The sequence below is a fragment of the Aeromonas sp. S2(2024) genome (genome assembly GCF_041402505.1).
GTDB classification, from domain to species: domain Bacteria; phylum Pseudomonadota; class Gammaproteobacteria; order Enterobacterales; family Aeromonadaceae; genus Aeromonas; species Aeromonas media.
Genome location: NZ_JBGLRL010000007.1, coordinates 68779 through 81855, shown reverse-complemented (window position 1 = coordinate 81855; position 13077 = coordinate 68779). Strand labels below are relative to the sequence as shown.

The 13077-nt window shown below is 61.4% G+C and carries 14 protein-coding genes; 11 read left to right on the top strand and 3 right to left on the bottom strand.

The genetic code is table 11. The features are described 5' to 3' along the window. Positions 1–153: 153 nt before the first annotated feature. A complete protein-coding gene (locus ACB039_RS09445; protein ID WP_371165542.1) occupies positions 154–1350 on the top strand; it encodes a NupC/NupG family nucleoside CNT transporter in 1197 nt (398 codons plus the stop codon). A 428-nt stretch (positions 1351–1778) separates the two neighbouring features. Here the strand turns inward: ACB039_RS09445 and ACB039_RS09440 are convergent, their stop codons facing one another. Continuing rightward, positions 1779–2273, bottom strand: coding sequence for a methylated-DNA--[protein]-cysteine S-methyltransferase (locus ACB039_RS09440; protein WP_171269308.1), 495 nt, complete (start codon positions 2271–2273; stop codon positions 1779–1781). 27 nt (positions 2274–2300) lie between these two features. Beyond that, the gene (gene arfB / locus ACB039_RS09435; RefSeq protein ID WP_005332323.1) at positions 2301–2717 is read right to left on the bottom strand and encodes an alternative ribosome rescue aminoacyl-tRNA hydrolase ArfB; all 417 of its coding nucleotides are present in this window, start codon (positions 2715–2717) and stop codon (positions 2301–2303) included. A gap of 201 nt (positions 2718–2918) precedes the next feature. Between arfB and glnK the strand changes: the two genes are divergently transcribed. From glnK to ACB039_RS09410, 5 genes are all read left to right on the top strand, one after another. Next, complete coding sequence (glnK, locus tag ACB039_RS09430) at positions 2919–3257, top strand: P-II family nitrogen regulator (RefSeq protein ID WP_005332325.1); 339 nt, start codon at positions 2919–2921, stop codon at positions 3255–3257. A 232-nt stretch (positions 3258–3489) separates the two neighbouring features. Further along, positions 3490–4497: a Fe(3+) ABC transporter substrate-binding protein gene (locus ACB039_RS09425; protein ID WP_081805780.1), complete on the top strand. Its 1008-nt coding sequence runs from the start codon at positions 3490–3492 to the stop codon at positions 4495–4497. Positions 4498–4536: 39 nt separating this feature from the next. Continuing rightward, positions 4537–6162 (top strand): iron ABC transporter permease, encoded by a 1626-nt coding sequence (locus tag ACB039_RS09420; RefSeq protein ID WP_171269306.1) that lies wholly within the window; start codon positions 4537–4539, stop codon positions 6160–6162. A gap of 72 nt (positions 6163–6234) precedes the next feature. Continuing rightward, complete coding sequence (locus ACB039_RS09415) at positions 6235–7269, top strand: ABC transporter ATP-binding protein (protein WP_139751234.1); 1035 nt, start codon at positions 6235–6237, stop codon at positions 7267–7269. 81 nt (positions 7270–7350) lie between these two features. Beyond that, positions 7351–8256, top strand: a complete 906-nt coding sequence (locus ACB039_RS09410; protein WP_005332333.1) for a Dyp-type peroxidase — start codon at positions 7351–7353, stop codon at positions 8254–8256. Between the two features lie 78 nt (positions 8257–8334). Here the strand turns inward: ACB039_RS09410 and argR are convergent, their stop codons facing one another. Next, complete coding sequence (gene argR, locus ACB039_RS09405; protein WP_005308670.1) at positions 8335–8805, bottom strand: transcriptional regulator ArgR; 471 nt, start codon at positions 8803–8805, stop codon at positions 8335–8337. 200 nt (positions 8806–9005) lie between these two features. On the opposite strand from argR, the gene ACB039_RS09400 reads away from it, so the two are divergent. The 5 genes from ACB039_RS09400 to mdh all read left to right on the top strand — a co-directional run bounded on the left by ACB039_RS09400 (position 9006) and on the right by mdh (position 13005). Further along, positions 9006–9746, top strand: coding sequence for an ATP-binding cassette domain-containing protein (locus tag ACB039_RS09400; RefSeq protein ID WP_042649804.1), 741 nt, complete (start codon positions 9006–9008; stop codon positions 9744–9746). Positions 9747–9770: 24 nt separating this feature from the next. Then, positions 9771–10508 (top strand): transporter substrate-binding domain-containing protein, encoded by a 738-nt coding sequence (locus ACB039_RS09395; protein WP_371165541.1) that lies wholly within the window; start codon positions 9771–9773, stop codon positions 10506–10508. Positions 10509–10511: 3 nt separating this feature from the next. Then, positions 10512–11162 (top strand): arginine ABC transporter permease ArtQ, encoded by a 651-nt coding sequence (gene artQ, locus ACB039_RS09390; protein ID WP_163135596.1) that lies wholly within the window; start codon positions 10512–10514, stop codon positions 11160–11162. A gap of 2 nt (positions 11163–11164) precedes the next feature. Continuing rightward, the gene (gene artM, locus ACB039_RS09385; protein WP_289986437.1) at positions 11165–11827 is read left to right on the top strand and encodes an arginine ABC transporter permease ArtM; all 663 of its coding nucleotides are present in this window, start codon (positions 11165–11167) and stop codon (positions 11825–11827) included. A gap of 242 nt (positions 11828–12069) precedes the next feature. Continuing rightward, entirely contained in the window at positions 12070–13005 is a 936-nt protein-coding gene (mdh, locus tag ACB039_RS09380; protein ID WP_111912157.1) for a malate dehydrogenase, read from the top strand. Positions 13006–13077 lie beyond the last annotated feature (72 nt).

Genomic DNA, 13077 nt, shown 5'->3' with positions numbered 1-13077 from the left:
CCTGATACCAAAAACGAGCCAAATCAGCAAGTTGACGCAACCGATATCGTGCAAACGTTTTTGCTAACAGGGCTGTAACCAGGTGGACTTGCAGTGATGGGGGCAGGGGAGCAGAATCCGCGCCCATCTTCAGCCCAAATAGATGGAATCCCTATGATCGCCCTGCTCGGCATCTTGAGTATCCTGGCGCTAGCCGCACTCTGCTCTGATAATCGTCGTCGTATCCCGCTGAGAACAGTGGGTCTCGCCCTCTGTCTGCAAGTCATCTTCGCCGCTCTGGTGCTCTGGCTGCCTGCGGGTCAGCAGGTGCTCAACGGCATCAGCGAGAGCGTCAGCAGCGTGATCGGCTACGGCCAGGAGGGGATTGCCTTCCTGTTCGGGGATCTGGCCAAGTTCAAACTGGGCTTCATCTTCGCGTTCAACGTGCTGCCGGTCATCATCTTCTTCTCCGCGGTGATCGCCATCCTCTACCACATCGGCCTGATGTCGCGGGTCATCGCCCTGCTGGGCGGCGGTCTGCAGAAGCTGCTGGGCACCGGCCGTGCCGAGAGCCTCTCCGCCACCGCCAACATCTTCGTCGGCATGGTGGAGGCCCCCCTGGTGGTCAAGCCCTACCTCTCCAAGATGTCTGACTCCCAGTTCTTTGCGGTGATGAGCTGCGGTCTCGCCTCGGTGGCCGGTGGCACCCTGGTGGGCTATGCCAGCATCGGGGTCGAGCTGAAATATCTGATCGCCGCCGCCTTCATGTCGGCACCTGCCGGTCTGGCCATGGCCAAGATCCTGGTACCGCCCGGTGCCGATGAGGAAGATCATCATGAAGATGTGGTGATCCCGCGCGCCACCAACGTGATCGAAGCGGCGGCCGATGGCGCCATGTCCGGCCTCAACATCGCTGTGGCGGTGGGCGCGACCCTGTTGGCGTTCGTCGGGGTGATCGCCATGCTCAACGGCCTGTTGGGCTGGGCCGGTGATCTGGTGGGGCTGGATCTGAGCTTCCAGATCATCCTGGGCTGGCTGTTCGCCCCCGTCTCCTGGCTGATCGGCGTGCCCTGGGATCAGGCTCAGGCCGCCGGCGCCTTGATCGGCACCAAGATCGTCATCAACGAGTTCGTCGCCTTCATCGCCCTGGTGCAGGATCAGACTCTGAACGAGTCGAGCAAGGCAATCGTCACCTTCGCCCTGTGCGGTTTCGCCAACATCTCCTCCATGGCGATCCTGATCGGCGGCCTGGGGGCCATGGTGCCGGAGCGCAAGTCTTTCATCGCCCGTTACGGTATGCGCGCCATCCTGGCGGGGGTGCTGGCAAACCTGATGAGCGCCTCGCTCGCTGGCCTGTTCCTCGCCCTCTGAGTGAGCTAGAGGCTCGCGCCTTCAGATCAAAGCCCGCTTCGGCGGGCTTTTTTGTGGCCACTCGGGCAAAAAAAAGCGCCTCAGAGGAGGCGCGGGGAAAAAGACAGATTGGAAGCGTCACATGGGTGCCACTTGAATGAGGGATGAGCCGTGCCATCCAAGTGTGAGGCCATGATGCCTGATGTTGTCTGAAGCCCTTCTGAGGCGATTCTTCATACTCTGTTCATTTCGCTAAACGCCCGGTGGCGTCAGCGCGAAGTTGTCGACAGTCTGCTGCTCCAGTGCCAGCAACCAGCGTTGTGAACGGAATGCGGCCGGCTAATCAGGGAGTCAGGGAGTCAGGGAGTCAGCGTGAAGTTGTCGACCGTCTGCTGTTCCAGTGCCGGCAACCAGCGTTGTGAACGGAATGCCGCCGGCTAATCAGGGGCTCAGGGAGCCAGGGTGAAGTTGTCGACCGTTTGCTGTTCCAGTGCCAGTAACCAGCGTTTGATGGGAATGCCGCCGGCGTACCCCGTCAGCGCACCGCTGCTGCCTATCACTCGGTGGCAGGGCACTATGATGCTCAGGGGGTTGCGGCCGTTGGCCGCCCCCACTGCTCGCACCGCCTTGGGGTTGCCGATGGCCTGGGCTATCTCGAGGTAGCTGACGGTCTCGCCGTAGGGGATGTCGCACAGGGCGCGCCACACCGACTGCTGGAAGGGGGTGCCTCTGGCGGCGAGCGGCAGCGTGAAGCGCTGCAGCCGGCCGGCAAAATAGGCCTCGAACTGCTCGAGGTAGGGGGCCAGGGCCACATCGTCCCGTTGCCATTCCGCTGTGGGGGTGACCGGCTGCTCCCCCCGCACGAACTCAACATAACGCAGGCCATCCTGGTCGATGGCGACGAGCAGGGGGCCCTGGGCGCTCTCACAAAAACTGTATCTCATGGGTCTCTCTTCCTCGGCCTGAACGGCTCATTCCATCCCGGGCTTGCCACGGGCCGACTTGATCTCGCCTTTGCGCTTCTTGGCGTCGACCCGCTTGCGCTGGGAGCTGCGGGTCGGCTTGGTGGCGTGGCGCGCCTTGGGGCGCCAGGCGGCTTTTTTCAGCAGTTCGGTCAGGCGGCTCATGGCCTCCTTGCGGTTCATGTCCTGGCTGCGGTGGGTCTCGACCCTGATCTGGATGAAGCCATCGTGGACCCGGCTGTCGCTGAGCTTCTCCAACCCCTCCTTGTAGAGGTCCGGCAGGCTGGGGGAGTCGCGGTAATCGAAGCGCAGCCAGACGGCGGAGTCCGTCTTGTTGACGTGCTGCCCCCCGGCGCCCTGGGCGCGCATGGTCTGAAACTGCAGCTCATGCCAGGGAATGATCACGCTGTTGGAGATGACTAACATGGGGTGATGCTCTCATTTGGTGCATCAAGGGAGTCTGGTGCAGCTTGGTGCCTCATTATGGGGCGAGATGCGCTTCCTTGGTGATCCTGAGCCGAAACGGCTCAAGGGTTAACGGCTATCTTTATGAAAATAAACAATAAAAATACTTGGCACAAGAATTGATGACCTCTTCATGACATACCATGGATTGGGAGCAACCAGATGAAGCTGATTACTGCGATTATCAAACCTTTCAAGTTGGACGATGTGCGCGAGGCCATCGCCAACCTGGGGGTCGAGGGTCTGACCGTGTCCGAGGTCAAGGGCTTCGGTCGCCAGAAGGGGCATACCGAATTATACCGGGGGGCCGAGTACCAGGTCGACTTCCTGCCGAAGGTAAAGCTGGAGATCGCCACCGCCGACGAGAACGTGGAAGGGGTGATCGAGGCCATCTGCAAGGCGGCTTATACCGGCAAGATAGGGGACGGCAAGATTTTCGTCTATGACTTGCTGCAGGCAGTGCGCATCCGTACCGGCGAGAGCGACGACGAGGCACTGTGATCCCGCGCCATGGAGCCGGTGGCTAAGCCCGAGTAGCACTCAGGCAGACCCGGCAGAAAAAGAGAATACGTGGTCATGGAGAGACTGGGTGGGATTCCATCCGGTCTTTTTGTTTTAGCGGCGATTAAATATGTGGCCCTACCTCTGTAAACCACCTTGATCCTCTCATCCTGATTCATGCAGAATGCAAACGAAAATAGTTATCACTTTATGCACAGACAAGGAATGGATGATGAAAATGAAGATGCTGGCGCTGGTGTTCTCCTCGCTGATCGCCCAGTCGGCCTTTGCCGCTGCGGAAGTGAATGTCTACTCCACTCGGCAGGATGAGCTGATCAAGCCCATCATCCAGCAGTTTGAGAAAGAGACCGGTATCAAGGTCAACGTGGTGTTTGCCAAAGAGGGGCTGAACGAGCGTCTGGAGCGCGAAGGCAAGCTCTCCCCGGCGGATCTGATGCTGACCGTCGACATCAGCCGCCTGACCGATCTGGTGGAGAAGGATCTGGTGCAGCCGGTGGACAGCAAGACGCTGCAGGAGAACATCCCGTCCATCTATCGGGATCCGGACAACAAGTGGTTCGCCCTGACCACCCGGGTACGCGCCATCTACTCCAGCAAGGATCGCCTCGGCAAGCTCGACACCATCAGTTACGAAGATCTGGCCAAGCCTGAATTCAAAGGAAAAATTTGTACCCGCAGCGGCAAGCACGAGTACAATGTGGCGCTGGTTTCGTCCATGATCGCCCATCACGGCATGGCGGACGCTAAAACCTGGCTGGAAGGGGTCAAGGCCAACCTGGCGCGCAAGCCGCAAGGCAACGACCGGGATCAGGTCAAGGCGATCAAGGATGGTATCTGCGACGTCTCTCTGGGCAACAGCTACTACCTGGGTGCCATGTTGAAAGACCCGGCACAGAAATCCTGGGCCGATGCGGTCTACATCAACTTCCCGAACCAGGGTGATCGCGGTGCCCACGTCAACGTGAGCGGTGTGGCCATGACCAAGTACGCCAAGAACAAGGACGCGGCCCAGAAGCTGATGGAGTTTCTCTCTGGCGACACCGCCCAGCACATGTACGCGGACGTGAATGCCGAGTACCCGGTCAAGGCCGGGGTCGAGCCTTCCGCCATGGTCAAGTCCTGGGGCAGTTTCAAGTCTGACCCCATGCCGGTCAGCGACTACGCCAAGCACCGCAAGGACGCCTTGCAACTGCTGGATGAAGTGAAATTCGACTTGTAATCAGATGGGGCCAAGGGCCCCATCAATCTCTGTGGTCTCATGAAAAATTTTGGATGGATTGCCGGCAGCTGGGCCACCGCTCTGCTGCTGGGTTTGCCGGTGCTTGCCCTCATCTTCTCTGCCCTCTCGGCAGACGGAGACCTGTTTCGCCACCTCGTCGATACGGTGCTGCTCGATTACCTTCGCAACACCTCAGGGTTGGTGCTGGGGGTGGTGCTGCTCAGCCTGCTGTTCGGGGTGCCCACCGCCTGGCTGGTCGCCATGTGCCAGGTGCCCGGGCGCCGCGCCCTGCAGTGGGCCCTGATGCTGCCCATGGCCATGCCCTCCTACATAGTGGCTTACGTCTATACCGACCTGCTCGACTACTCGGGCCCGCTGCAGGCGGGGCTGAGAGCCCTGTTTGACTGGCAGAGCCCGACCGATTACTGGTTCCCGGCCATCCGTTCCCTCGGCGGTGCCGCCTGGGTGCTGGCGCTGGTGCTGTTCCCCTATGTCTATCTGCTGGCGCGCGCCTCCTTCCTGGAACAGTCGGTCAGCCTCATTCACTCCAGCCGATTGCTCGGCTGCACCCCCTGGCAGAGCTTTCGTCGCCTCAGCCTGCCCCTGGCCCGTCCTGCCATCATGGTCGGAGCGTCGCTGGTGGCGATGGAGACCCTGGCCGACTTCGCCACCGTCCATTTCTTTGCCATCAACACTCTGACGACGGCCATTTACGACACCTGGCTCGGTTACGGCAGCCTGGCCACTGCCGCCCGGCTCTCCTGCCTGATGCTGCTGGCCGTGGTGCTGCTCATCGCCCTGGAGCGCCGCTCCCGCCAGCGCCAGCAGGTATTCCAGAAATCCATGGGCCATGAGCAGCCTCTACGCTATCCCCTCAAGGGGGCCAGCCGTCTGCTGGCCGGGCTCTGGTGCTGGGGACTGGTGCTGGCCGGTTTCGCTCTGCCGTTCGTCATCCTGCTGGATTACGGGGTGCGCTATTTCGCACTGTCGTGGACGCCGGAATTCGTGCGTTTCGCTGGCAACAGTCTGCTCATCTCGGCCCTGACTGCCCTGCTCGCCATGGCCATCGCCCTGCTGCTGGGGTTCTTCCGCCGTCTCGATGGTGGCACTCGCAGCCTGCTGCCCCTGCGCATCGCCGCCACCGGTTATGCCATGCCGGGCACAGTGCTCGCCATCGGGGTGCTGGTGCCGCTGACGGCGCTGGATTTTGGTCTCAACGATCTGGCCGAGTGGCTCGGGATGCAGGGACCAGGCCTGCTGCTGACCGGCACCCTCACCGCCATCGTATTCGGCTACCTGGTGCGCTTCGTGGCCATCGCCATCGGCTCGGTGGAGAGCAGCATGGGCAAGATCTCCCCCAGCCTCGACATGGCGGCCCGCTCTCTGGGACAGGGGACGGGGGGCATGCTGCGCCGGGTGCATTTGCCTCTGGTGCGACGAGGTCTCTTTGCCGGTGCCATGCTGGTGTTCATCGAATCCATGAAGGAGCTGCCCGCGGCCCTGCTGCTGCGGCCGTTCAACTTCGAGACCCTGGCGACCCATGTCTACCAGTTCGTCTCGGACGAGATGCTGGAGCGGGGGGCGCTCGGCGCCATCGTCATCGTGCTGGTGGGGCTGGTACCGCTTATCTGGGTCAATCGCAGTCTGGACAGCCCGGGTCATTAGGCCTGTCACCAGGGTACATGAGCGTACCCCGGCCATCGGCGGGGGATGCCACGAAACGAGAGGAACTGAGTCGTGTCTTGCTTGCAAGTAGAGAAGGTTAGCTGCCGTTACAACGGCCAGAACGTGCTGGAGCAGCTCTCCCTGACGGTGGCCGACAACGAGATCGTCTGCCTGCTGGGGGCGAGCGGTTGTGGCAAGACCACCCTGCTAAAGGCCGTCGCCGGCCTGCTGCCACTGGCGGAAGGCAGCATTCGTCTCGGCGATACCCTGCTGGACGGGCCCGGCGTGACGGTGTCGCCTGAGCGTCGCCACATCGGCATGATCTTTCAGGATTACGCCCTCTTCCCCCATTTGACGGTGGCCGAGAATATTGGTTTCGGGCTGACCCGGGCACCTCGCGAGGCCCGCCAGCAGCAGATCGACGAGGCGCTGACCCTGGTCAACCTGCAGGGCTTGGGGGATCGCTATCCCCATCAGCTATCCGGTGGCCAGCAGCAGCGGGTCGCCATCGCCCGCGCCCTGGTGTGCAAGCCCAGACTGATGCTGCTGGACGAGCCCTTCTCCAACATCGACACCCAGGTGAGGATGAAGCTGATCCTCGAGATCCGCACCCTGCTCAAGCGCCAGGGGATAGGCGCCATCTTCGTCAGTCACAGCAAGGAGGAGGCGTTCGCCTTCGCCGACCGGCTGGCGCTGTTCCGGGCCGGCCATATCGAGCAGGTAGGGGAACCGGAACAACTCTATCGCCAGCCGCAGAACCGCTTCGTGGCGGAATTTCTCGGCGGGGTCAACTATCTGGCGGCCGAGGTGGTGGACAGCCACTGCGTGCAGACGGCGCTCGGGGTCATCTGTGGCCATGAGCCGCACGGTCGCGCCCGGGGAGAGCGGCTGCAGCTGATGCTCAGGCCCCAGCAGCTGGCATTGGCGGCCGCCGCCGATGGCGACTTGCTGGTGCGGGAGCAGCAGTTCCTCGGTCATCACTGCCGGGTGCTGGTGGAGTGTGCCGGCCAGATGCTGGAGGCCAGCATAGGGGAGCCTCTCGAAGGGGAGAGGGCGCGGGTCACCGTGGCCCCCCATGCCCTGGTGCTGTTCGAACAGATGTCCTGATAGTGATGTGAAATCAAGGAATTGACTCCGTTCCGGTTTATAATCGCGCCACGCCCATAGCCAATGCCTTTGGAGAGAGAAATGAAAGCCCAAGCCGGGATCTGCGCAGAGCCGAATCTGCATGCCCTCTATCTGATGTTCAATCGCACCGGTGACGGTGTCGAGCTGGCAGCCCGTCTGGCCAGGCTGCCGGTTCTGTGGGATGCGGTGAGCGCCGATTTCCCCGACGCCGGTTTCAGCGGTCTGGTTGCCGTCGGCGCCGAGGGCTGGGATGCCATCTACCCTGTCGCCCGTCCGCCCCAGTTCCGTGGCTTCATGGCGCAGTCTGCCAACGGCCAGGAAGCACCGAATACCCCGTTTGATCTGTTCGTGCAACTGCGCGCCGATCGGGTCGACGTGCTGCATCATGCCGGACAGCGTGTGATGGCGCTGCTGGCCGGGCTGGTGGAGCTGGCCGAAGAGGTGCGTGGTTTCCGCAACCTGGATTGCCGGGATCTGACCGGTTTCGTCGACGGCACCGAGAACCCCCAGGATGAGCACAGGGCCGAGGTGGCGCTGCTGGAGGGGGGCGAGTTTGCCGGTGGATCCTATGTCCATGTCCAGCGCTGGGTGCATGCCATGAGCGACTGGGAGAAGCTGGCCCTGAAGGAGCAGGAGGACATCATTGGCCGCACCAAGGCCGACAACATCGAGTATGAATCGGCCGACAAGCCGCTGACCTCCCACATCAAGCGGGTCAACCTCAAGACCCCGAAGGGGGAGTCCATGGAGATACTGCGCCAGAGCATGCCCTGGGGCACCATGCGCGAGCAGGGTCTCTACTTCATCTCCTGCTGCCGCACCCCGCAGCACTTCAATGCCATGCTGGCCAGCATGTACAAGGGGGAGGGGAGCCACTTCGATCACCTGCTGCGCTTCACCAGGGCCGTGACAGGGGCGGCCTTCTTCGCCCCCTCCATCGATTTTCTGGTCGCCCAAGGCAAGTAACTGCTTGCCAATCGCGCAGAAACAACAATCCCGGCCTTGGCCGGGATTTTTCGTTCAGGTGGCGCGAGCGCGACCGGATCAGGGGGTCTGTTCGAACAGCTCGAGGGCGGAGAGGTAGAGCTCTTCGATGTCGGTGTCGCTGGTCGGGGTGATGAAGATGGTGTCATCACCGGCTATGGTGCCGAGGATACCTTCGGCCTTGCCGAGGGAGTCGAGCAGGCGGGCGATGAGCTGGGCCGCACCCGGGCTGGTGTGGATCACCACCAGGGCGCCGTTGTGGTCGACATCCAGTACCAGGTTCTTGAGCGGGCTGGAGGTGGTGGGCACACCCAGTTCCACCGGCAGGCAGTAGACCATCTCCATCTTGGCATTGCGGGTGCGGACGGCGCCGAAGCGGCTCAGCATGCGCGAGACCTTGGACTGGTTGATGTTCTCAAAGCCCATCTCTTGCAGGGCAGTGACTATCTCTGCCTGGGAGCCAAATCGCTCCTCTTTCAGCAAGGCTTTAAAGGCCTTGGCCAGTTTTTCTTGCTTGTCGTTATGTTTCATCTTGGACTCACGAATGAGGGAGGTGACCGCCTGTCACGCTCAGGCGGCAGATACGAACAGCGCTGCTATTTTGCATTCATATGCCTGTTTTGGCAAGGAAGCGGCGCTTGTTCTGCATATTGATTCAAATATAGCTTGCATCAACTTATGCTGGCGCTAGAATCAGGACGAAATTTTGAAAACTTATTCAATTGGGCTGTATGGGTATCGAATTAATCGGCATCGAAAAATCCTGGCACAAGGTGCCGGTACTGCAACAGGTCAGCTTCCGGACTGCACCCGGCGAGACCTTGGTATTGCTGGGCCCGAGCGGTGCGGGCAAGAGTTCGCTGTTGCGGATGATGAACCTGCTGGACACCCCGGATGCGGGTGTGCTGCGCATAGCCGACAGTGAATTTTCTTTCCCGTCCAACCTTTCCGCCGCCGAATTCAACCGCCAGGCCCAGGCCTTGCGCCGCAAGGTGGGCATGGTGTTCCAGCAGTACAATCTGTGGCCCCATCTCACCGTGATGGAGAATCTCATCGAGGCGCCCGTAAAACTGCTCGGCATGAGCAAGGCGGCCGCCATCGAGAAGGGCGCCTACCTGTTGGCCCAGTTGCAGCTGGCCGACAAGCGGGATGCCTGGCCGGCGCGCCTCTCCGGCGGCCAGCAGCAGCGGGTGGCCATCGCCAGAACCCTGATGATGGACCCCCAGGTGCTGCTGTTTGACGAGCCCACCGCAGCGCTCGACCCTGAAATAACCAAAGAGGTGGCGGAGATCATCCGCACCCTGAGCCAGACCGGCATCACCCAGGTGGTGGTGACCCACGAGGTGGAGTTCGCCCGCAAGGTGGCCAGTCAGGTGATTTATCTGGAGAAGGGGCGGATCATCGAATCCGGCACCGCCGCCATCTTCCAATCTCCGCAAACCAGCCGGTTTGCCGAATTCTTGATGCATTGATACTGAATCGATAAGGAAGCTGTCATGAAAAAGAGTCTGTTGCTGGTTGCTGCCATGGGTCTGCTGAGCACCTCGGTGCTGGCCAAGGAGATCAAGTTCGCCACCGAGGCCACTTATGCGCCGTTCGAATACCTGGATGACAAGAACGAGTTCCAGGGCTTTGACATCGATCTGGCCCGCGCCGTCTGCGAGCAGGCCAAGCTGGAGTGCAGCTTCCACAACCAGGCCTTCGACAGCCTGATCCCCAGCCTCAAGTTCCGTCGCTATGACGCCGTCATTGCCGCCATGGACGTAACCCCGGAGCGGGCAGCCCAGGTCGACTTCTCCGACATCTATTACGAGAACTCCGCGGTCTTCGTGGCCAAGAAGGGCGCCTTCAAGGGGCCTGAAGAGCTGGTGGACAAGACAGTCGGCGTGCAAAACGGCACCTCCCATCAGTCCTACCTGGTGGACAACTGGGTGAGCAAGGGTCTGCTGACCGTGCCCTACGCCAGCTACCAGAGCGCCTTCCTCGACATGATGAACGGTCGCACCGACGGCGTCTTCGCCGACACCGCCGTTGCCGCCGACTGGCTCAAGCAGCACAAGGAGTACGGTGTCATCGGTACACCGGTGACCGACGCCAAGTACTTCGGTACCGGCTTTGGCATCGCCGTGGCCAAGGGTAACCAGGAGCTGCTGACCCAGCTGAACAAGGGGCTGGCCGAGATCAAGGCCAACGGCACCTATCAGAAGATCTATGACAAGTACTTCGCGCAGTAAGCCATGCTGAGCCTGTTGTTGGATGCAGCCTGGATGACCCTGGGGCTGGCCTTGGCATCACTGGTCGGGGGCATGGCATTGGCGCTGGGGTTCAGCGCCGCCGAGCTCAGCAAGCGCAGTTGGCTGGTGTGGCCTGTGGCTACGCTGACCACGCTCATTCGTGGTTTGCCCGAGCTGCTGGTGGTGCTGTTCATCTACTTCGGCTCGACCCAGGTGCTCTTCCTCATTACCGGCGAGTATGTGGAGTTCAGCCCCTTCGCCTGCGGCGTGCTGGCGCTCTCCCTGCTGTTCGCCAGTTACGCCACCCAGACTCTGCGGGCCGCCCTTAATGCGGTGCCCGCCGGGCAACGGCTGGCGGCGTTGGCGCTGGGCCTTGGCAAGAGCCACATCTTCTTTCGCATCGTGCTGCCCCAGGCCTGGCGTCACGCCTTGCCGGGGCTCGGTAACCAGTGGCTGGTGTTGCTGAAAGACACGGCCCTGGTCTCCCTCATCGGGGTGAACGAGATGATGCGCCAGGCTCAGATGGCTTCGGCCAGCACCTATGAACCCTTCACCTGGTATGCCGCTGCGGCCCTCATCTACCTGGCTATCAGCCTGGTGAGTGAATTTGGCTTGAAGCAGGCGTCCCGCTATACCCGCCGTTACGGAGGCTGATCATGCAGGATTACCTGATGACCCTGCTGGGGGGGCTGGCCATCACCCTGCAGCTCACCGCCTTCAGCCTGTTGCTCGGCGTGCTGCTGGCGGCTGGCATGACCTGGGTGCTGGAGCGCCGCATTCCGGTGGCGACCCAGCTGGTGCAGCTGTGGGTGCTGATCTTCACCGGCACGCCCCTGCTCATCCAGATCTTCCTCATCTACTACGGCCCCGGTCAGTTCGAGTGGCTCAAGGCCGGCCCGCTCTGGCCGCTGCTCAAGCAGCCCTGGTTCTGCGCCGTGCTGGCGCTGGGCTTCAACACCGCGGCTTATTCCACCCGGCTGTTCAAGGGGGCGCTCGATGCCATCCCCGCCGGCGAGGTGGAAGCCTGCCGGGCGCTCGGTTTCTCGGCCGGCCAGACCCTGTGGATGAAGGCGCGTCACGCCGCCCGTCGGCTGGTGCCCGCCTACTCCAACGAGGTGATCCTGGTGCTCAAGGGCAGTTCCCTCGCCAGCACCATCACCATCATGGACATCATGGGGCTGGCCCAGCGTCTCAACGCCCAGACCTATGACACCCTGGCGGTGTTCACCGTGGCCGGGGGCCTCTACCTGACCATGAATGGATTGTTAACAATTGGTTTCCGCTGGTGCGAGAAGCGAGCACTGGCATTCCAGTCCTGAAGCAGTCGTATTTACCTCTTAATGGTGAGGGAGACACAGGAAATCTGTGTCTTTCCTCTCATTTATCGCATATTCCTCTCCGCTTTCGTCGCCGCTTGTTCCCTGGCTCACAGAACCCGTGATTACAACTGTTATCAGATTGTTTTTTAGCAGGGGATCCTTTAAGGTGAGGCGCACAATAAGAAACAGCGTTAACCCAACTAGAAACAACCTTAAACCTACGCTTAGACATGGAGTTGATCATGAAAGTTGCCGTTCTGGGTGCCGCCGGTGGCATCGGCCAAGCCCTTGCTCTGCTGTTGAAAAATCGCCTGCCTGCCGGTTCCGAATTGAGCCTGTATGATATTGCCCCGGTCACTCCGGGCGTGGCGGCGGACCTGAGCCATATCCCGACTGACGTGAAAGTAAAAGGTTTCTGCGGTGAAGATCCGAGCCCTGCTCTGGTCGGCGCCGATGTCGTGCTGATCTCTGCCGGCGTGGCGCGCAAGCCCGGCATGGATCGTTCCGATCTGTTCAACATCAACGCCGGTATCGTCAAGAACCTGGTGGAGAAGTGTGCCGTTACCTGCCCCAAGGCACTGATCGGCATCATCACCAACCCGGTCAACACCACGGTCGCCATCGCCGCCGAAGTGTTGAAGAAGGCCGGTGTCTATGACAAGCGCCGCCTGTTCGGCGTGACCACCCTGGACGTCATCCGTGGCGAGACCTTCGTGGCCGAGGCCAAGGGCCTGAACATCGACAAGATCCGCGTCAACGTGATCGGTGGCCACAGTGGCGTGACCATTCTGCCGCTGCTGTCCCAGATCGAAGGGGCCAGCTTCACCGCAGAAGAAGCGGCTGCCATGACCAAGCGCATCCAGAATGCCGGTACCGAAGTGGTGGAAGCCAAGGCCGGTGGCGGTTCTGCCACTCTCTCCATGGGTCAGGCGGCCTGCCGCTTCGGCCTGTCCCTCATCAAGGGTCTGCAGGGCGAAGCCAACGTCATCGAGTGCGCCTATGTGGAAGGCAATGGCGAGCACGCCACCTTCTTCGCGCAGCCGGTACTGCTGGGCAAGAACGGTGTCGAGAGCGTGCTGGACTACGGCAAGCTGAGCGCCTTCGAGCAAGAGTCCATGGACAGCATGCTGGCTACCCTGAAGGCCGATATCCAGCTGGGTGTCGACTTCGTCAAGTAAGCCGCAGCGTCGATCATGAGGGGAGCCCAGGCTCCCCTTTGTCATTTCCGGGGTTTGCCATGGCGGACTAAG